The following is a 16,999-nucleotide window of genomic DNA, read 5'->3' as shown; positions in this document are numbered from 1 at the left end:
ACGGTGGCTGGGACGAGTTCTCAGCAGATGAACTACGCGCTGTCACCTGGTGGCAAAGCTGACCTTGCTCGTGGTTGGCGTTCATGCGGCCAAGCGGGTGGAAGTTCGACCCGTTCCGGGCCAGCGTTGCTCGACAACTCACGGCCGCTCAGGCGCCTGCGACCTGTTCAAAACCGAGCAGCCGGATGCGCTCAGGCGTAGGTGTTCACATGGCGTCCCAGCGAGCCCTCGGTCGCCAGCGCCGGCTGTTGCGGCAGCGCGCTGAGCAGGGCCAGGGCGCCAGCGGCCTGGACGTCGATCGCCTTGCGCAACACCAGGAGGTTTACCGCATCGGCCGTGTCTGCCTGGGCATACCTGGAGGCGACGTTGACGCTGGTGGAGTTGGCAATGTCCATATCGCGTCTATCGGCAGGCCGCCTCGGAACTTGAGGCCGAAGTTGATGTCTGGCCTGGCCAAGCTGGCGAGTTCATCAGACGCCCGGGGCCTCACCAGCCTTGGCTGCTTTCATTTCGCGTCACCCCCTTTGGCGGGAGGCGAGGGGGATGGCGGCCGTGTTCGGCTCGCCCGCCGTCGGCATCGGGTTCCGGCGCGTGGGGCAGATGACTTGCGCCCGGTTTTAGGGCAGCCTGGCCAGCATGGTGGCTTCGGTTGCGGCGTCCCAGAACAGCGGGTAGAGGCTGCGCGTGGAGGCCGTGCGGTCGTGGCGGCCGCCCCAGAGCGCGATCTGCTCGCGCACGGTGGCGAAGGCGATGCTCATGAGCACGGCCGGTGCCTGCACGCGCGGGTTGTGGCGCGCCGTGGTCAGCGGGATAAGTCCCAGGCAACGCCGGTAGAACGCGACGTGGCGCGGATTGACCTCGACGATCAGGCGCTCGCAGCGCGCCCGCCGGTGGGCGTGCAGGTAGCCGAGGTGAAAGATATGGGCCAGCACGCGCTTGGGGTCGTGGGGATGTGCGCCCATGGCCAGGCCGCCGAACTCGCAGAGCTTGATGCCGTCGGCCCGCCACGCGTCGAGCTCGGCCTTGAACAGCTGGTCGGCGTGCAGCCCGCCCATGCCGTCGAAGCGCACGGACAGCGTGCCGACGACCTCGTCCCCATCGCGCGCCGTGCAGACGATGTCGCCATCCTGGTCGCGGCTGTTGTAGCGCTCACGCGTCACGGCCAGGCCGCGGTCGCCGTAGCGGCGCTCGACGAGCTCGAGGGCGTCGCCCGCCAGGCCGCCGAAGCCGCTGTCCAGATCCAGCGGCAGGCTGGCGAAATCACCCGGCGGCGCTGCATTGCGCCGCACTTCAACGATAGGGACCATGTACTGCATCCTGAGCGCCCATTGCGCGGCCGACAGTCTAGGGATGCCGGGCCCCGCCGGGCCGGACTCTCACAGACGGATACATCCGAAGGATTTGGTGCATGAGTCTCATGCCCGATACAACGGCAAATCGTCCTGCTGTCCTACATGCCAAGGCCGTCCAGGGGGAGTAGATTGAGGGTGGGCACAACGCCCCCTGCTGTTCCTCCCTGAGCAGGCGCCTGCCGCGTGAGCGGCGGGCGGTTTTTCAGCCCCGGCCTCCGTGCCGGGGTTTCTTTCGAGTACGTCCGGCAGGGTGCGCCTGCCTGGCGGAGAACGTCCTCTACCAGCCCGGCAAGGGATTGGTTGCCCACCAGCAGCCCCGGCGCCCCACTTGAACTGTCGGGAGCCGGCCTGTGCGTTCGGTGGTGCGAGAGCTGAGGGAGCAATTCCTCACCCCACTCGATTCGCGGCCCGTGCGGCGGCGCTAGCATGGCCGTTCCAAGATTTTTTCGCCCGTCCATGAGAGTCCTGCTGCTGGTCTGCCTCGCGTTGAGCGCCTGTGCCTCGCCCCGTTGGGTCAATCCGCAACATCCGGGCGCCGATCTGGAGGCGGACCAGGCCGCCTGCTCCAAGGACGCGGAGCGCATAGGCCGGCTCAACCAGCTTGGCGGCCAGGCGCTCTCCCGCAATTGCATGGACGGCTCGGCGTGCACGAGCCTCGCGGAGAACCAGCGCATCCAGGCCGCCGCCGAGGCCGTCAGCGCGCAAAAGCGCTGCATGGCCGGGCGGGGCTGGCGCGAGGGGAACGGCTGAAGGCCGGGCATCCCGGCGCCGCTGTGTTTTTCTAGGCAGGCGAGCGCCGATCCTGCTAGGCTGCCCGCGCCCGCCAAGGGTGGCGGAACGGGGGGCTGGCATGGCGGAATTGATGATCAACGGCAGGCGGATGCAGTTCGAGGCGGATGCCGACACGCCGCTGCTGTGGGTGCTGCGCGAGCAGCTCGGCCTCACCGGCACCAAGTACGGCTGCGGCGTTGCGCAATGCGGCGCCTGTACGGTGCACATCGACGGCGCGCCGGTGCGCAGCTGCGTGATGCCGGCCTCCGCGCTGACGCCGACGCAGAAGGTCACCACCATCGAGGGCCTGGCGCCGAATGCCTCGCACCCGTTGCAGAAGGCCTGGGACGCGCTGGACGTGCCGCAGTGCGGCTTCTGCCAGAGCGGCATGCTGATGGCCGCCGCGGCGCTGCTGAAGGCCAAGCCCAAGCCCAGCGATGCCGACATCGACGCGGCCATGACCAACATCTGCCGCTGCGGCACCTACAACCGCGTGCGCGCCGCCATCCACCTGGCCGCCGGCCAGGTGCAGCGCAAGCAGATTCCCATCGTCATCGAAGGAGGCCAGGCATGAGCGCCGCGGTCCTGTCGCGCCGGTCCTTCCTGCACACCACCGGCGCCGCGGCGGGCGGCCTGATGGTGGGCTTCCATGTGCCGGGCCTGGCCGCGGCCGGTGCCGCGCCCGAGCTGAACGCCTGGGTGCAGGTGCTGCCCGACGAGAGCGTCGTCATCCGCATCGCGCGCTCGGAGATGGGGCAGGGCACACTGACCGGCCTGGCCCAGCTCGTCGCCGAGGAGCTGGAATGCGACTGGGCCAAGGTGAAGACCGAGTACCCCACGCCGGGCCAGAACCTGGCGCGCAACCGCGCCTGGGGCAGCATGAGCACGGGCGGCAGCCGTGGCGTGCGCGAGTCGCATGAGTATGTGCGCAAGGGTGGAGCGCTGGCGCGGGCACTGCTGATCCAGGCGGCCGCCAACCGGTGGAACGTGTCGGTCGTGGAGTGCGCGACCGCCTCGGGCTGGGTGTTGCACGGGGGCAGGAAGCTGAGCTATGGCTCGCTTGCCGCCGAGGCCGCTGGTCTGGCCGCGCCGGCCGACATCGAGCTCAAGCCGGTGAAGGACTGGACGCTGGCCGGCCGGCCGCTGAAGCGGCTGGACACCCGCGCCAAGCTCGACGGCTCGCAGGTCTATGGCATGGACATGCAGTTGCCCGGCCTGCTGAACGCAGCCATCAAGGACTGCCCGGTCTTCGGCGGCAGGCTCAAGAGCTTCGACGCGACGGAGGTCGAGAAGCGCCCCGGTGTGAAGAAGGTCGTCCGGGTCGGCGACACGGCCGTGGCCGTCGTGGCCGACACCTGGTGGCGGGCCAAGACAGCGCTGGAGGCCCTGCCCATCGTCTGGGACGAGGGCCCGCACGCCAAGCTGAGCAGCGCGGACGTTGCCGCGATGCTGAAGGCCGGCCTCGATGCCCCCGAGGCCGCCGTCGGCAGCAGCCAGGGTGATGTCGCGGCCGCGCTGGCCGGCGCGGCGAGGAAGGTCGAGGCCGTCTACAGCACGCCGCACCAGAACCACGCGACGATGGAGGTCATGAACGCGACGGCCAAGTGGACGCCGGAGCGTTGCGAGGTCTGGACACCCACGCAGAACGGCGAGGCCGCACTGGCTGCGGCGGCCGAGGCTGCCGGCCTGCCGCCCTCGGCCTGCGAGGTCTACAAGCTGCATCTGGGGGGCGGCTTCGGCCGGCGCGGCGCCGTGCACGACTGGGTGCGCCAGGCCGTGGCCATCGCCAGGGAGCTGCCCGGCACGCCGGTCAAGCTGATCTGGAGCCGCGAGGAGGACATGACCCATGGTCGCTACCACCCGGTCACGCAGTGCAAGCTGACGGCGGGCCTGGACGCGGCCGGCAAGATGACGGCCCTGCACATGCGCATCTCGGGCCAGAGCATCGTCGCGGGCCTGTTCCCGCAGAACATCCGCGACGGCAAGGACCCGGCCGTGTTCCAGGGCCTGAACGCCGGCGGCGCGGAAGGCGCGCTGGGCTATGCGCTGCCCCATCTGCTCATCGACCACGCGATGCGCAACCCGCCGGTGCCGCCCGGTTTCTGGCGCGGCGTGAACCTGAACCAGAACGCGATCTACCTGGAGTGCTTCATCGACGAGGTGGCCCATGCCGCCAAGCGCGACCCGCTGGAGCTGCGCCGCGAGCTGCTGGCCAACTCGCCCAAGCACCTGGCCGTGCTGAACGCGGTGGCCGCCAAGGCCGGCTGGGGCAGGCCGCGCGCCCAGGGGCGTCACCTGGGGCTGGCGCAGATCATGGGCTTTGGCAGCTATGTGGCGGCCTGCGCCGAGGTGTCGGTGTCCAAGAAGGGCGAGCTGAAGATCCACCGCATCGTCGCCGCGACCGACCCCGGCCATGCCGTCAACCCTCAGCAGATCGCGGCCCAGGTTGAGGGCAGCTTCGTCTACGGCCTGTCGGCGGCGCTGTTCGGCGAGATCACGATCAAGGACGGCCGCGTGGAGCAGCGGAACTTCGACAGCTACCCCGTCGTCAGGATGGAGCACATGCCGGCCGTCGAGACCATCTGCATGCCCTCGGGCGGCTTCTGGGGCGGCGTGGGCGAGCCGACCATCGCCGTCGCCGCGCCGGCGGTGCTGAACGCGATCTTCATGGCCACCGGCAAGCGCATTCGCGACCTGCCGCTGAGCAAGCATTCGCTGGCGTGATGCGTGCGTGGCTGGCGCTCGTGCTGGCGGCCGGTGCTCAGGCCGGCGACATCGAGCGCGGCCGCGCGCTGGTGGCCGACCGCACGCAGAGCCTGTGCCTGCTGTGCCATGCGCTGACGGCAGCGGGCGATGCCAACCAGGGCAATCTCGCGCCGCCGCTGGCGGTGGCCGCGGCACGGCTGTCGTCCCGCGACTTGCGCGAGCGAATCGCCGACATGCGCCGCTTCAACCCCGCCACCGTCATGCCGCCCTTCCGCTCGACCGAGGGCCTGCGCGACGTGGCGCCGGCCTGGGCCGGCCGGGCGGCACTGACCGAGCAGCAGCTCGACGACCTCGTGGCCTACCTCGGCACGCTGGCGGCGCCATGAGGCGGCGCGAGTTCGTCATGGCGGCGTCCGCGCTCGCGTTGTTGCCCGAGGCGCGGGCGACGGACGAGGCCATGCGCGTCGCCATCCGCGCCTGGGCCGGCCGCGAGCCCGAGGCCGGCGCGCTGGATATCGCCATCGCCGAGCTGGTGGAGAACGGCAACGCGGTGCCGGTGCGCGTCGCCGCGAACGAGCCGGTCGCGGGCCTGGCCTTGTTCACGCCGCTCAATCCCGAGCCCGAGGTCGTGCACGTCGCCTTCGGCGCCGGCAGCGCCAGGCCCGAGTTCAGCACCCGCATGCGCCTGGCACGCAGCCAGCGCATCGTCGCTGTTGCCCGCGCAGCGGACGGGCGCTGCTGGCAGGCGGGCGTGGACGTCATCGTGACGCTCGCGGCCTGCGTCGAGCCCTGAAGATGACGTCCCCGCGCTCGCTTCACGCATTGCCTCGCAGGCCGTGCCAGGCCATTCGCCAGCCGCGCGGCGACCACTGTCCGCTGCGTGCGCGGGCTCGGCCCACCGCGGGGGCTCCAGCGCCGCTCGGGCGTCCTGGCAGGCGCTGATGGCCACCCGCGCCGTCATCACCCTGCCGGCCGGCGTCAAGGCCGGCGAAGCCTTCGAGGTGCGCGCCACCGTGGCCCATGCGATGGAGACCGGCTACCGCAGCAGCGATGCCGGCACCCGGCTGCAGCGCGACCTCGTGCGCCGCTTCGAGTGCCGGCTGGACGGCGAACTCGTCTTCGCCGCCGACCTGTTTGCCGCCGTCTCGGCCAACCCTTACCTGGCCTTCTGGCTGCGGGCCGCCGCCTCCGGCGAGCTGAGCTTTGCCTGGCGCGGCGACAACGGCTTCGAGCATCGCGAGACGCGTGCACTGAGCGTCGCATGAGGGCCTGGCCGCTGCTCCTGCTCGCGTTGGCCGCGAGCGCCGCCGAGCCCGATCCGCGCCGCTCCGGCCGCGACACCATGAGCCCGGCCCTGCGCACGCTGCAGGCCGACGATGCCCAGCATCCGGCCCAGCTCGCGCTGGCCCTGGGCCGCGAGCTGTGGGGCGCAGGCGCCAGGTCCTGCGCCGGCTGCCATGGCGAGCCCGAGGCGTTGCGCGGCGCGGCGACGCGCTACCCGGCCTGGGACCAGGGCCTGCTCGATCTGCCCGGTCGCATCCAGCGCTGCCGTGTGCGCCACCAGCAGCAGCCCGCCTGGGCTCCCGAGGCCGAGCCGCTGCTCGCGCTCGCGGCGCTGGTGGCGCAGCAGTCACGCGGACTGCCGCTGCAGCCGCCCCGTGGCGCCGCGCTGGACGAGGCCGCCGCCCGCGGCCGGCACCTCTACACGACGCGCATCGGCGCCCTCAACCTGTCCTGCGCGCAATGCCACGACGAGCGCGCGGGCCTGCGCCTGGGCGGCAGCCTCATCCCCCAGGGCCATGTGGACGACTACCCGGTCTACCGCCTCGAATGGCAGGACCTGGGCAGCCTGCAGCGCCGTCTGCGTGGCTGCCTGAGCGGCGTGCGAGCCGGCGTCCGGGACTGGGACAGCGCCGAGCTGCTGGCGTTGGAGGTGTATCTCTCTCGCCGCTCGGCCGGCATGGTTATGCAGCCGCCGGGCGTGCGCCCCTAGCGCTGTTCGAGCTGGCGCTGGCCGAACAGCACCTCGCGCGCCTTGTCGTCCGTCAGCGGCTTGCGCGCCCCGGCGAGCACCGCGACGCCGCGCTGCACCGCCGGACGCTTGGCGACCTCGTCGAACCAGCCCTTCAGGTGCGGATAGTCGGCCATCTCCACGCCCTGGTTCCTCCAGGAGCGCAGCCAGGGGAAGACGGCCATGTCGGCGATGGAGTAGTCGCGCCCGCCGATGTAGGTCGAGTGGGCCAGCCGCTTGTTGAGGACGCCGTAGAGCCGCCTGGCCTCGTTGGTGTAGCGCTCGACGGCATAGGGCAGGGTCTGCGGCGCGTAGATGCGGAAGTGGTGGGCCTGGCCCAGCATGGGCCCTATGCCGCCGGTCTGGAACATCAGCCACTGCAGCACCTCGTATTTGCCGCGCACGTCGGCCGGCAGGAACCGGCCCGTCTTGCCGGCCAGGTAGAGCAGGATGGCGCCGCTCTCGAACAGCGACAGGGCTTGTCCGTCCGGGCCGTCGGGATCGGTGATAGCGGGGATCTTGTTGTTGGGACTGATGGCGAGGAAGGCCGGCGCGAACTGCTCGCCGGCGCCGATGTCCACGGGATGGACCCGGTAGGCGAGGCCGCACTCCTCCAGCATGATGTGCACCTTGTGGCCGTTGGGCGTGGGCCATGAATACACTTCGATCATTCGTCGACTCCATCAGCAACCAGGCCAATTCTCACGACTCATGGTGGTAAAGCAAGTCAAGCATTGGCTCGTGACGCGCGCCAACGCCGCGCGCTGGCGTCCGATACAGGACTGGGCCGAGACGCGCAACGCCGAGTTCACTCAGGCCCGCGACGGCCTGGGCTTTCTCATCGAGGCCAGGCAGGTCGTCCCGGGCCCGCTGCGCATCGAATGGGGGCCGTCCCAGCGCAGCTACCTGCTCGGCACCGAGCTGCGCATGCGCTGCGAGGTGGGCCTGCACCCGGACCTGCAGTTCATGGTGCTGTGCCGCATGCTGATGGAGAACCTGGAGCGCGCCGTCTTCGAGGCCTACACTGACACGCTCAAGACCCGGGTCGATACCGACACGCCGGAGGAAATGCGCTGGCTGGTGATGTTCCCCAAGTTCAACAACGCCTCCTCGCAGATCCTGCGTCAGCGCTACGGCATCGTCGGCGTGACCAAGGAACTGACCAGCGCGTGGATCGAGGGCGAACTGGGCGAGGCCTTCGTACAGGCCAGCCAGGACTTGCTGCCCGAGGGCCATCCCTTCGTGCTGATGTGCATGCGGGGCAACCTCTATCTGCGCACCGAGATGAGCGAGGCCGATCTGCCCAAGCTGCAGGGTCTGGTGCGGCTGCTCGAAGTTGCGGCTCGCGCGGCGATGCGCCTGAACAGCCGGGTGGCCGACGCCGGCGCGTGGCCGACCACGACGTCCATCGCCTTCACGCCTTCGACGCGCCCGGGCGACGTCTACTAGGAAGTTCGGCCCCGCTTGATCCCGCGGGGACTGGCGGCCGTGTGTTCAGTCTGACCAAGGTCAACTTGAGCCGACGCTGGCGCGCCGCGAAGCGGTGGGCCGAAACAAGAACGGCGATTGATCTGGTCATGACGGCCGTCTGACTCGTGTTTGACCGGTGGCCAAACGCTGGCGCATTGGCACGGGCTTGGCATATACAATTCGGCATATGCCAGTGGAGGTTGCCATGCCCACCCCAACCGTCACCTCTCGTCCCCGCGAGGCCAAGCTGTTCCGAAACAACCGCAGTCAAGCGGTGCGCATTCCTGCAGAGTTCGAACTGCAGGGGGATCGCGTGCTGATTCACCGCGAAGGCGGCAGGCTCATCATTGAACCAATTGCCAAGCCCACCAACATCGTCGAATTGCTGGCCGAGTGGCGGAAGGAACCACCGCTCTCACCTGAAGACCTGTTCCCAGCCATCGACGATACGCCCGCCCAGCCGGAGGACATCTTTTGAGCGGCTACCTGCTGGACACCAACATCATCAGCGACTTGATCCGCAACCCGGATGGGGCCGCAGCGCGGCGCGTTGAGCGGGTCGGAGCCAAAGGGATTTTCACCAGCATCATCGTTGCAGGAGAACTGCGCTACGGTTGCGCGAAGAAAGGTTCTCCCAAGCTGCTCGCCAAGGTAGAAGGGGTACTGGCGACGATTCCCGTATTGCCGCTGGACGTACCGTCCGACGCTGAATATGGTGGCATTCGCGCGAAATTGGAGGCGGCCGGCCAGCCCATCGGTTCAAGCGACCTGCTGATCGCAGCGCAAGCCTGTGCGCTGGGCTTGACGCTTGTGACGGACAACACGCGGGAGTTCAGCCGCGTAAGTGGCTTGACAGTGGAAAACTGGCTTTGACGACGATGGGACTTGTTACGTCCCGCGTAGATTTCGACTCAGGACCCCAAGCTATTCGAGGGCGAACAGAGCTCGGTGTCCCATGACGAATCGGGAAGGCCGCGCGCCTTGGGGAGGCCAGGGGCGGGTGGCGCGGGCGCGAAGAACAATGCCGCCGGGGGTGAACTGGCGCTGTTTTCGTCGACGCGGCAGGTGCGTCAGAACGGTGGATCGTTGGTTGGAAGGTCGAAGTCCGACCCGATGAGGTGGTGCCGATCGAGCCCGTCGAAGTGGTGCCGGATCTGATCGTCATGGTGAGCTGACAGCCCCTCGCCCTGCCTCGCCCCGCTGAACTGGGTCAGTCCGGTCGGTTTTGCAGGCCGCGCCACGTCTTACGCCGCTGCCCTTTGACAGGCGCATGGTGCCCACTGGGCGCAATGCGCCCGACCCCAACGCCCGCGGGGACGGGGATGCCTGCCGGCTCGATCGGCAGGCACCTCGCCCAAGGCGGGCCGGCCTGGTAGCGGGCCGGCGCTCGGCCCGCAAGGCGGATGCGCCCGTTCAGGCCTTTTGCGCGAAGCGCCAGGCCAACTCGGCCAGCGGCCTGGCGCTGGCGGCCGTCTCCCGGGCCTGGGCGCTGGAGGCGGTGCCGTCCACCACGCGCTTGGCGATGCCCTGCACGATGGCCGCGATGCGGAACATGTTGTAGGCCATGTAGAAGTTCCAGTCGGCCATGACGGCGCCCGCGTCGGCGCGGCCGGTGCGCTCGCAGTAGCGCTGCACGTAGTCGCGTTCGCTCGGGATGCCCAGCTCTGCGAGGTTCTTGCCGCCCAGGCCGCGCGCGGCGCCCGAGGTCTGGATGTGCCAGCTCATGCAGTGGTAGCTGAAGTCCGCCAGCGGATGGCCCAGCGTGGACAGCTCCCAGTCCAGCACTGCGATGATGCGTGGCTCGGTGGGGTGGAAGACGACGTTGTCCATGCGGTAGTCGCCATGGACGATGCTGATCTCGCTCTCATCGCGGGCCGACGCCGGGATGTGGGCCGGCAGCCAGGCCAGCAGCGCGTCCATGGCCGGGTTGGGATCGGTGATGGAGGCCAGGTACTGCTTGCTCCATCGACCGATCTGGCGCTCGAAGTAGTTGCCCGGCTTGCCGTAGGACGCCAGGCCGCGGGCCTTGAAGTCCACCTGGTGCAGCGCCGCGATGACGCGGTTCATCTCGTCGTACAGGGCGGCGCGCTCGGCGTTGTCCATGCCGGGCAGGCTCTGGTCCCACAGCACGCGGCCGGGCATGAACTCCATGACGTAGAAGGCGCGGCCGATGACGCCCTCGTCCTCGCACAGCGCGAGCATGGCCGGCACGGGCACGTCGGTGCCGGCTAGGGCACCCATGACCTGGAACTCCCGCTCGATGGCATGGGCCGACGGCAGCAGCTTCGCCACAGGGGCGGGCTTGCTGCGCATCACATAGCGGGCGCCCGGCGTCGTCAGCAGATAGGTGGGGTTGGACTGGCCGCCCTTGAACTGCTCGAGGCTCAGCGGGCCGGCGAAGCCGTCGACATGGGCGGACAGCCAGGCCGCGAGGCGCTCGCTGTCCAGCGGTTGGGCGAGGGGACGGGTGCCGGTGAATGCTTCCATGGAGGTCGTCGTTTTGAGGGGCGCGAACTTTCCATTGTGGGAGGCGGGGGGCGGCGGGACTGTCTCCTGCGCGCCAGCCTCAGCGGGCGGCCGCCGCGAGCAGCTTGTCGCGGCTCAGCACGACCAGGCGCGTCGGCTCCACGCGCACGGCGCCCTCGCGCTCGAAGGCCTTGAGCTCCTGGTTGACGCGCTGCCGCGAAGCGCCCAGCAACTGAGCCAGGTCTTCCTGGGCGAGCTGCAGGCCGATGCGGATCTCGTCGCCCTCCAGAACCCCGTAGGAGCGCGCCAGCAGCAGCACCTGCTTGGCCAGGCGGGCCGCGAGGGGCCGGGTGTTGAGGTCCTCGATCATGTCGAACATCAGGCGCAGGCGGCGGCAGTTCAGGCGCAGCAGCGCGTCGTAGAGCTCGGAGTGGGCCTGCAGCAGCGCGCGGAAGTCGGACTTGCGCACGCACAGCAGCGTCGTGTCCCCGTGGGCGTAGGCATCATGGGTGCGGGGCAGGCCATCGAAGAGGGCGATGTCGCCGAACCAGGTGCCGGGCTCGACATAGGTCAGCGAGATCTGCTTGCCCGCCAGCGACACGGAGCTGACGCGTACCGCTCCCTTGGCGACCCCACACCATTCCTCGGCGGGCTCGCCGCGGTGGGAGAGCATGGTCTCGTCGGCCAGGCGGCGCACGAAGGCGCGCTGCAGGATGTCGTTGCGCAGCGGCTCGGACAACTTGGAGAACCAGGCGCCCTGGTCGATCTGCTGGCGTTCGGCGGGAGTGAGGCTGAGTGCGTTCATGGCTCGGGGCATTGTGCCGCCCGGGGCCCCCCTGCTAGCGGGGGCGGCGGCGTATGCCCACATGCTAGAGTGATCCGCGCTGTCTCCACCCCCTCGTTCAACCGCATCCCCAGCCGCCTGTAGTCAATGCCCACCACGGCCCCGCGCCCGACGTTGTTGGGTGCCCTCACACCCGCCTTGGCATTGCTGCTCGGCCTGCCTTCGCAGGAGGCCCCGGCCCTGGGGTTGGGTCGGCCGCAGGTCCATTCGCCGCTGGGCAAGCCGCTGGACGTCAGCGTCCCGCTGACGTTGGCGGATGGCGAGCGGCTCACCGACTCCTGCATGCGCGCGGAGGTCGTTGCAGGCGATGCGCGGGTGCCGGCGGGGCTGCTGCAACTGCGCCTGGAGGGCGAGCCGGGCCAGCAGTACCTGCGCCTGCAGAGCCAGGCCCGCATCGACGAGCCGACGCTGCGCATCACGCTGGCCCTGGGCTGCCCGCTGCGACTGACGCGCGAGTTCAACGTCTTCGTGGACCCGCCGACCCAACTCGCCGTCGCGCCGTCGCCGTCCCTGCCGCCGCCGCCGGTGCCCTTGTTCGTGCCCCCGACGGCCGTGGAAGCGGCGCCGCGTCCACAGGCCGACCTGCCTGTCGCGCCGCCCAGGCCGCGCCTGCCCGCCAGGCCGCGGCCGGCCGGCCCCCGCCTCACGCTGGACCGGCCCGAGGTGTTGGTCGCCGAAGTGCTCCGGCCTGCGAAGCCGGCCACCCGCGCGCCGGAGATGGAGCTGACGCCGGAGATCGAGGCCCAGATCAGCCAGCTCGAGCAGACCGTGGCCCAGTTGCGCACCGAGCTGCTGGCGCGTCAGCAGGCCGAGGCGCAGGCCGCCTCCGCGGCAAGCCAGGCGCAGCCCGCCGCGTCGGCTGTCGCGCCCGCGCCCGCGCCCGAGTCCGCCGCCGTCGTGCATGGCGCGCGGACCCCGCCCTACCGTGAGCCCATGACCTGGCTGCTGACGCTGGCGATGAGCCTGCTCGCGGGTTCGGCGGCCTTCTACCTGAGCCGCTGGCGCGACCAGCGCGCCCGCGGCGAACTCGCCTACTGGCGCGCACTGCATGCGGCCGAGGGGGCGGGGGGGGCTTCCACCACGCCTGTGCCCGGTGCGACGCCATCTGCCGTCGGCCTGGCCCCGGCCTTCGCGGACGAGAGCCAGCACCAGATCACGCAGCCCCAGCCACGGCCCATGCCCTGGCCGCCGGCAGCTGCCGCGCCGGACACGGGGGCCGCCCAGCCGTCGCCGATCCAGGCCGCCACCGCGCCGCTGTTGTCCAGCGAGCTGAGCATCGCCGACGAGTTGCTGGATCTGCAGCAGCAGGTCGATTTCCTGCATCTGCTGGGCCAGCACGAGGCTGCGGCCGACCTGCTTGCGGGGCGGCTGGCGCGCGGCCAGGGGGGCGCCATGCCCTATCTGCTGCTGCTGGAGCTTGGGCAGCAGCGCGGCGACGCCGAGGTGTTTGCCGAGCAGGCCAGGCAGTTCGAGCAGCGCTTCGGCAGGCCGGCGCCGCAATGGGCGCAGAGCCTGTCGCACGGCCGCAGCCTGGATGGCTGTCCGAGCGTCATCGCCCGTCTGCAGATGGCCTGGGCCGATCCCGCGGCCGCGATGAAGTTGTTGCAGGAGCTGCTGGCCCAGGGCGGCGGCCCCGGCGTGCCCCGCTTCGATCTGCCGGCCTACCGCGACCTGCTGATGCTCTACGGCGTGGCGCGCGACCTCTTCGAAGCCGGCTTGCGCAGTGACGAGGTAGACCTGATGCTGCCGATGGATGCCGCCCCCGGCGGCTGAGAGTTCACGCCCGCCGACCGCGTGTCGGCAGCATGCGCCGGGCCGGTTCCCGGCCCCAGCTCAGAGGCCGAAATCGGTCGAGTCGCCGTTCATGGCCTTCTCGATGAGCTTGCGGCTCAGCCGCTCGGACAGCAGCTCGGCGAAGCTGTACACGTAGTTGCGCAGATAGGCGCCGCGCTTGAAGGCGATGCGAGTCACGTTGCTGCCCAGCAGCGTGCCCAGCGGCCGCGCGACGAGGTCGCTGCCCGCGGGCTCCTCGCGCATTGCCATCTCGGCCACGATGCCCACGCCCATGCCCAGCCGCACATAGGTCTTGATGACGTCGGAGTCGATGGCCTCCAGCACGACGTTGGGCGTGAGGTGGCGCGCAGCGAAGGCCTTGTCGATGCGGGTGCGGCCCGTGAAGCTGGGGTGGTAGGAGACCAGCGGTTCGCCGGCCAGCTGCTCCAGGCTGATGCGTTCGGTCGTGGCCAGCGGGTGGTCGCGCGGCACCACCATCACATGCTGCCATTCGTAGCAGGGCAGGGTGACGAGCTCGGGGTATTGCGCCAGCGACTCGGTCGCGAGGCCGAGGTCGGCCGTCTCGTCCAGCAGCATCTTGACGACCTGGTCGGGGCTGCCCTGGTGCAGACTGATGCGCAACTGCGGCAGGTTCTTGCGCAGCTGCGCGACCGGTGCGGGCAGCACATAGCGCGCCTGCGTGTGGGTGGTCGCGATGGAGAAGGTGCCGCTGTCCTGGCGCGAATACTCCTCGCCGATGCGCTTCAGATTGCCGACCTCGCGCAGGATGATCTCGATGCAGGCCAGCACCTGCTGGCCCGGCTCGGTGATGCGGCGCAGCCGCTTGCCGTGGCGCGAGAAGATGTCCACGCCCAGCTCCTCCTCCAGCTCGAGGATGGCCTTGGACACGCCCGGCTGGGACGTGAACAGCGCCTTGGCCGTCTCGGTGAGGTTGAGGTTGCGGCGGGCGGCTTCCTGGACGAAGCGGAATTGGTGGAGGTTCATGTCAGTGTGAGCAGGCAGGCGTCGCACATGGCCTGGAGCACGGCCTCGTGCTCGCCAACGGGGGGGTGCAGCAGCCATTCGACGGCATCGCCATGGCGCTGGCGCAGGCTGTCGAGCAGGGGCGGCACGTCGCGGCGCACGTGGCCGCCGGTGCCGAGGAACAGCGGCAGCACATGCACGCGCGTGCAGCCGGTCGCGGCCAGCGCTTCGGCGGCCTCCTCGATGCCGGGCGACATGAACTCCAGATAGGCCAGCGCCAGCGGCGTCTGCGGCCGCGCGGTGCGCAAGCGTTCTGCGACCCGCTCGAAGGGCCCGGCCCATGCCGGGTCGCGCGCGCCGTGGGCGAAGAGCAGCAGGCCGTCCATCAGCGGTAGCGTACGAGCCAGGTGAAGGCCGCCATCGACAGGCCGAAATAGAGCAGGCTGGGCGCGGCCGCCACGATCCAGGGGGTCCAGTTCCTCAGCAGCCCGAGGTGGCCGGCCACGTTGTTCAGCAGCATGAAGCTGATGCCGAGCATGATGCCGCCGAAGACCTTGATGCTGATGCCGCCCGAGCGGCCGTGCAGGTAGGCGAAGGGCAGGGCCAGCGCCACCATGACGAAGCAGGCGAAGGGATAGAAGGCCTTGCGCCAGAACTGGATGTTGTGGGCCTGGGCCGACTGCTCCTGGGCCGACAGATGCTTGGTGTAGCGGTAGAGCTCCATTGTCGACATCGACATGGCGGGCAGCACGGCCGCGGCGATGACGCCGGCGTGCAGCGAGCTTTGCCAATCGAGTTTGTCGAGCTGCTGCTCGCTGACGACGACCTCGCCCACGGGGCTGGCGTCCGCGGCTGCGCCAGGGTTCCATACCGTGCGCTTGACCTTCTGCAGATGCCAGAGCCCGCGGGCATCGACGTCGGCGTTCTCGGCCTCGGTGCGCGACATCAGCCGGCCTTCGGCATCGAACTCGAAGATGCGCACGTCCTCCAGCGCGCCGCTGCCGCCGACGCGGCCGACCTTGACCGAGTAGCTGCGCTCCTGGCCATCCACCTTCAGGTGGTCCTTCAGCCAGGCGCCGCGCTTGTCGGGGTTGGCATCGTGGCTGAAGAGGGCGCGCATGTCGTCGCCCTTGCGCTCGAACTGCGGTGCCACGTAGTCGCCGATAACGAAGGTCAGCACCGCGAACAGCGTGGCCAGGCCGGCCAGCAGCGCCAGCGCCCGCGCAGGCCCCAGGCCGCCGGTGCGCAGGATGGTGAACTCGCTGCTCTGCGCCAGACGCGCCAGCGCGATGATGGCGCCGATCAGCACGGCGATGGGGAAGAGCTCGTAGAAATGGCCGGGCAGCTCCATCGCGGCGAGCAGCGCGGCCTTGGCCCCGCCGACGCCGATGCGGGCCATGCGGTCCAGTTCGTCGACGAAGTCGAAGAAGAAGAACAGCGCCATGAAGGCCAGCGCGACGAGCACGACCGAGCCGACGATGTCCTTGTAGAGCAGGTGCCGCACGGTCTTCATGCGGGGGCTCCCTTCAGGTGGCGACGCAGGCAGAAGCGGTTGGCGTTGTCGCGCAGCCAGATGACGGCCAGGGCCAGGAACAGCGCACTGCCATGCACGGCGATCAGCGCCCGCGGCATGGTCATGCGGCCGTTGCCGACCCAGGACTGCGACAGGTTGATGAGGTTGAAGTAGACGATGAAGGCCAGCAGCGCGAACAACAGGTTCCAGTTGCTGGCGCGGCGCGGGTTGCTGGCCGACAGGCCGATGCCCAGCAGGGTCATGTTGATGCCGCCCAGGATCATGCCCATGCGCCAGGTCAGCTCGCCCTGGTTCTTGGGCGTCGGCGCGCGCACCAGGTCCAGCGTGGGCATGGCCTTGGGCGGGAGCTGGCTGGCATTGGCCAGCACCTGGGTGTCGGTCATCACCTTGTACTGCTGGAAGCGGGCCAGGCTCTTCTCGCCGGTCTTCAGCTGGGTCTCGTTGCGCTGGCCATGGTCCAGCACGAGGAGGCGGTCGTCGCCCTCCATCTCGAGGCGGCCGCGCGCCGAGGTCGTCACCGATTCGCGCTCATGCTGGTTGGACAGGATGAAGACGTTGCGGCCGGTCGCCGCATCGTCGCCCTCGCGCTCGATGAAGAAGACGCGGCTGCCGTCGCGCGAGGTCTGGAACTGGCCGGGCGTGACGCGCGACAGGTTACCACGCTTCTGGTAGTGGTCGCGCAGCTCGGCGCTGTTCCGGTTGCTCCAGGGCCAGACGAGCAACTCCAGCACGATGACCGCCAGCAGCACGGGCCAGGCCATGCGCAGCACCGGTCGCATGAAGCGCGACAGAGGGATGCCGCTGGCGAACCAGATCGTCATCTCGGACTCGCGGTAGACGCGACCCAGCGTGATGACGATGGCGATGAACAGCGACAGGATGAGCATGGTCGCCAGATGCGCGATGGTGGCGTAGCCCATCAGCAGCACGACATCCTGCGGCGCGACGTTGCCGCCCGCGGCCTGGCCCAGTGTGCGGATCAGCGTCGTCGTGAGCACGATGGTCAGGATGACCACCAGCGTGACGCCGAAGCTCCTGGCCAGTTCGGATCGCGTTGATGAATCGAATAACATCAAAAACACTTCTAT

At 69.7% G+C, this 16,999-nt stretch carries 20 protein-coding genes; 11 read left to right on the top strand and 9 right to left on the bottom strand.

What is annotated here, in order from left to right:
• Positions 1-191: 191 nt before the first annotated feature.
• Together JOY88_RS03130 and JOY88_RS03125 are read right to left on the bottom strand one after the other, a co-directional pair.
• Positions 192-395 carry a putative motility protein gene (locus tag JOY88_RS03130; protein ID WP_293500317.1) on the bottom strand — a complete coding sequence of 68 codons (204 nt, stop codon included), beginning with the start codon at positions 393-395 and terminating at the stop codon, positions 192-194.
• A gap of 222 nt (positions 396-617) precedes the next feature.
• Positions 618-1,307, bottom strand: coding sequence for an N-acyl amino acid synthase FeeM domain-containing protein (locus tag JOY88_RS03125; RefSeq protein WP_293500315.1), 690 nt, complete (start codon positions 1,305-1,307; stop codon positions 618-620).
• A gap of 501 nt (positions 1,308-1,808) precedes the next feature.
• Here JOY88_RS03125 and JOY88_RS03120 point away from each other — a divergent pair.
• From JOY88_RS03120 to soxA, 7 genes are all read left to right on the top strand, one after another.
• Positions 1,809-2,102 carry a hypothetical protein gene (locus tag JOY88_RS03120; RefSeq protein WP_293500313.1) on the top strand — a complete coding sequence of 98 codons (294 nt, stop codon included), beginning with the start codon at positions 1,809-1,811 and terminating at the stop codon, positions 2,100-2,102.
• Between the two features lie 100 nt (positions 2,103-2,202).
• The gene (locus tag JOY88_RS03115) at positions 2,203-2,697 is read left to right on the top strand and encodes a (2Fe-2S)-binding protein (RefSeq protein ID WP_293500311.1); all 495 of its coding nucleotides are present in this window, start codon (positions 2,203-2,205) and stop codon (positions 2,695-2,697) included.
• Positions 2,694-4,847 (top strand): xanthine dehydrogenase family protein molybdopterin-binding subunit, encoded by a 2,154-nt coding sequence (locus JOY88_RS03110; protein WP_293500309.1) that lies wholly within the window; start codon positions 2,694-2,696, stop codon positions 4,845-4,847. The genes JOY88_RS03115 and JOY88_RS03110 overlap by 4 nt, the downstream gene beginning before the upstream one ends.
• Positions 4,847-5,215 carry a sulfur oxidation c-type cytochrome SoxX gene (gene soxX, locus JOY88_RS03105; RefSeq protein ID WP_293500307.1) on the top strand — a complete coding sequence of 123 codons (369 nt, stop codon included), beginning with the start codon at positions 4,847-4,849 and terminating at the stop codon, positions 5,213-5,215. The genes JOY88_RS03110 and soxX overlap by 1 nt, the downstream gene beginning before the upstream one ends.
• Entirely contained in the window at positions 5,212-5,622 is a 411-nt protein-coding gene (locus tag JOY88_RS03100) for a thiosulfate oxidation carrier protein SoxY (protein WP_293500305.1), read from the top strand. The genes soxX and JOY88_RS03100 overlap by 4 nt, the downstream gene beginning before the upstream one ends.
• Positions 5,623-5,770: 148 nt before the next feature.
• A complete protein-coding gene (locus tag JOY88_RS03095) occupies positions 5,771-6,094 on the top strand; it encodes a thiosulfate oxidation carrier complex protein SoxZ (RefSeq protein ID WP_293500303.1) in 324 nt (107 codons plus the stop codon).
• Positions 6,091-6,822: a sulfur oxidation c-type cytochrome SoxA gene (gene soxA / locus JOY88_RS03090; protein ID WP_293500301.1), complete on the top strand. Its 732-nt coding sequence runs from the start codon at positions 6,091-6,093 to the stop codon at positions 6,820-6,822. The genes JOY88_RS03095 and soxA overlap by 4 nt, the downstream gene beginning before the upstream one ends.
• Here the strand turns inward: soxA and JOY88_RS03085 are convergent.
• Positions 6,819-7,511 (bottom strand): glutathione S-transferase N-terminal domain-containing protein, encoded by a 693-nt coding sequence (locus JOY88_RS03085; RefSeq protein ID WP_293500299.1) that lies wholly within the window; start codon positions 7,509-7,511, stop codon positions 6,819-6,821. The two genes, soxA and JOY88_RS03085, sit on opposite strands and share 4 nt — an antisense overlap.
• A gap of 70 nt (positions 7,512-7,581) precedes the next feature.
• On the opposite strand from JOY88_RS03085, the gene JOY88_RS03080 reads away from it, so the two are divergent.
• The 3 genes from JOY88_RS03080 to JOY88_RS03070 all read left to right on the top strand — a co-directional run bounded on the left by JOY88_RS03080 (position 7,582) and on the right by JOY88_RS03070 (position 9,183).
• Positions 7,582-8,289 (top strand): hypothetical protein, encoded by a 708-nt coding sequence (locus tag JOY88_RS03080; protein WP_293500298.1) that lies wholly within the window; start codon positions 7,582-7,584, stop codon positions 8,287-8,289.
• A gap of 226 nt (positions 8,290-8,515) precedes the next feature.
• Complete coding sequence (locus JOY88_RS03075) at positions 8,516-8,788, top strand: antitoxin (RefSeq protein ID WP_293500297.1); 273 nt, start codon at positions 8,516-8,518, stop codon at positions 8,786-8,788.
• Positions 8,785-9,183, top strand: coding sequence for a type II toxin-antitoxin system VapC family toxin (locus JOY88_RS03070; protein ID WP_293500295.1), 399 nt, complete (start codon positions 8,785-8,787; stop codon positions 9,181-9,183). Before JOY88_RS03075 ends, JOY88_RS03070 begins: the two co-directional genes overlap by 4 nt.
• A 540-nt stretch (positions 9,184-9,723) precedes the next feature.
• Here the strand turns inward: JOY88_RS03070 and JOY88_RS03065 are convergent.
• Together JOY88_RS03065 and JOY88_RS03060 are read right to left on the bottom strand one after the other, a co-directional pair.
• Positions 9,724-10,797, bottom strand: a complete 1,074-nt coding sequence (locus JOY88_RS03065) for a phosphotransferase (protein ID WP_293500293.1) — start codon at positions 10,795-10,797, stop codon at positions 9,724-9,726.
• A 79-nt stretch (positions 10,798-10,876) separates the two neighbouring features.
• On the bottom strand, positions 10,877-11,581 hold the full coding sequence (locus JOY88_RS03060; RefSeq protein WP_293500291.1) for a Crp/Fnr family transcriptional regulator: 705 nt from the start codon (positions 11,579-11,581) through the stop codon (positions 10,877-10,879).
• A 177-nt stretch (positions 11,582-11,758) separates the two neighbouring features.
• On the opposite strand from JOY88_RS03060, the gene JOY88_RS03055 reads away from it, so the two are divergent.
• Positions 11,759-13,393 (top strand): type IV pilus assembly protein FimV, encoded by a 1,635-nt coding sequence (locus JOY88_RS03055; RefSeq protein ID WP_293500289.1) that lies wholly within the window; start codon positions 11,759-11,761, stop codon positions 13,391-13,393.
• A 60-nt stretch (positions 13,394-13,453) separates the two neighbouring features.
• On the opposite strand, the gene JOY88_RS03050 is transcribed toward JOY88_RS03055, so the two are convergent.
• From JOY88_RS03050 to lptF, 4 genes are read right to left on the bottom strand one after another with little or no spacing between them, the layout of a single operon-like run.
• Positions 13,454-14,398 (bottom strand): CysB family HTH-type transcriptional regulator, encoded by a 945-nt coding sequence (locus tag JOY88_RS03050; protein WP_293500287.1) that lies wholly within the window; start codon positions 14,396-14,398, stop codon positions 13,454-13,456.
• Positions 14,395-14,763 (bottom strand): sirohydrochlorin chelatase, encoded by a 369-nt coding sequence (locus JOY88_RS03045; RefSeq protein ID WP_293500285.1) that lies wholly within the window; start codon positions 14,761-14,763, stop codon positions 14,395-14,397. Before JOY88_RS03045 ends, JOY88_RS03050 begins: the two co-directional genes overlap by 4 nt.
• Positions 14,763-15,890: an LPS export ABC transporter permease LptG gene (gene lptG, locus JOY88_RS03040; protein WP_293500283.1), complete on the bottom strand. Its 1,128-nt coding sequence runs from the start codon at positions 15,888-15,890 to the stop codon at positions 14,763-14,765. Before lptG ends, JOY88_RS03045 begins: the two co-directional genes overlap by 1 nt.
• Complete coding sequence (gene lptF / locus JOY88_RS03035) at positions 15,887-16,984, bottom strand: LPS export ABC transporter permease LptF (RefSeq protein ID WP_293500281.1); 1,098 nt, start codon at positions 16,982-16,984, stop codon at positions 15,887-15,889. Before lptF ends, lptG begins: the two co-directional genes overlap by 4 nt.
• Positions 16,985-16,999 lie beyond the last annotated feature (15 nt).

The sequence above is a fragment of the Roseateles sp. genome (assembly GCF_019237615.1).
Lineage (GTDB): Bacteria > Pseudomonadota > Gammaproteobacteria > Burkholderiales > Burkholderiaceae_C > Pelomonas.
Note: the sequence above shows the minus strand (reverse complement) of the source record. Positions and strands in the feature narration are given on the sequence as shown.

Coding starts and splice junctions, on each gene's coding strand:
- JOY88_RS03130 (WP_293500317.1), bottom strand. CDS start 395: ATGGACATTGCCAACTCCACCAGCGTCAACGTCGCCTCCAGGTATGCC.
- JOY88_RS03125 (WP_293500315.1), bottom strand. CDS start 1,307: ATGGTCCCTATCGTTGAAGTGCGGCGCAATGCAGCGCCGCCGGGTGAT.
- JOY88_RS03120 (WP_293500313.1), top strand. CDS start 1,809: ATGAGAGTCCTGCTGCTGGTCTGCCTCGCGTTGAGCGCCTGTGCCTCG.
- JOY88_RS03115 (WP_293500311.1), top strand. CDS start 2,203: ATGGCGGAATTGATGATCAACGGCAGGCGGATGCAGTTCGAGGCGGAT.
- JOY88_RS03110 (WP_293500309.1), top strand. CDS start 2,694: ATGAGCGCCGCGGTCCTGTCGCGCCGGTCCTTCCTGCACACCACCGGC.
- soxX (WP_293500307.1), top strand. CDS start 4,847: ATGCGTGCGTGGCTGGCGCTCGTGCTGGCGGCCGGTGCTCAGGCCGGC.
- JOY88_RS03100 (WP_293500305.1), top strand. CDS start 5,212: ATGAGGCGGCGCGAGTTCGTCATGGCGGCGTCCGCGCTCGCGTTGTTG.
- JOY88_RS03095 (WP_293500303.1), top strand. CDS start 5,771: ATGGCCACCCGCGCCGTCATCACCCTGCCGGCCGGCGTCAAGGCCGGC.
- soxA (WP_293500301.1), top strand. CDS start 6,091: ATGAGGGCCTGGCCGCTGCTCCTGCTCGCGTTGGCCGCGAGCGCCGCC.
- JOY88_RS03085 (WP_293500299.1), bottom strand. CDS start 7,511: ATGATCGAAGTGTATTCATGGCCCACGCCCAACGGCCACAAGGTGCAC.
- JOY88_RS03075 (WP_293500297.1), top strand. CDS start 8,516: ATGCCCACCCCAACCGTCACCTCTCGTCCCCGCGAGGCCAAGCTGTTC.
- JOY88_RS03065 (WP_293500293.1), bottom strand. CDS start 10,797: ATGGAAGCATTCACCGGCACCCGTCCCCTCGCCCAACCGCTGGACAGC.
- JOY88_RS03060 (WP_293500291.1), bottom strand. CDS start 11,581: ATGAACGCACTCAGCCTCACTCCCGCCGAACGCCAGCAGATCGACCAG.
- JOY88_RS03050 (WP_293500287.1), bottom strand. CDS start 14,398: ATGAACCTCCACCAATTCCGCTTCGTCCAGGAAGCCGCCCGCCGCAAC.
- JOY88_RS03045 (WP_293500285.1), bottom strand. CDS start 14,763: ATGGACGGCCTGCTGCTCTTCGCCCACGGCGCGCGCGACCCGGCATGG.
- lptG (WP_293500283.1), bottom strand. CDS start 15,890: ATGAAGACCGTGCGGCACCTGCTCTACAAGGACATCGTCGGCTCGGTC.
- lptF (WP_293500281.1), bottom strand. CDS start 16,984: ATGTTATTCGATTCATCAACGCGATCCGAACTGGCCAGGAGCTTCGGC.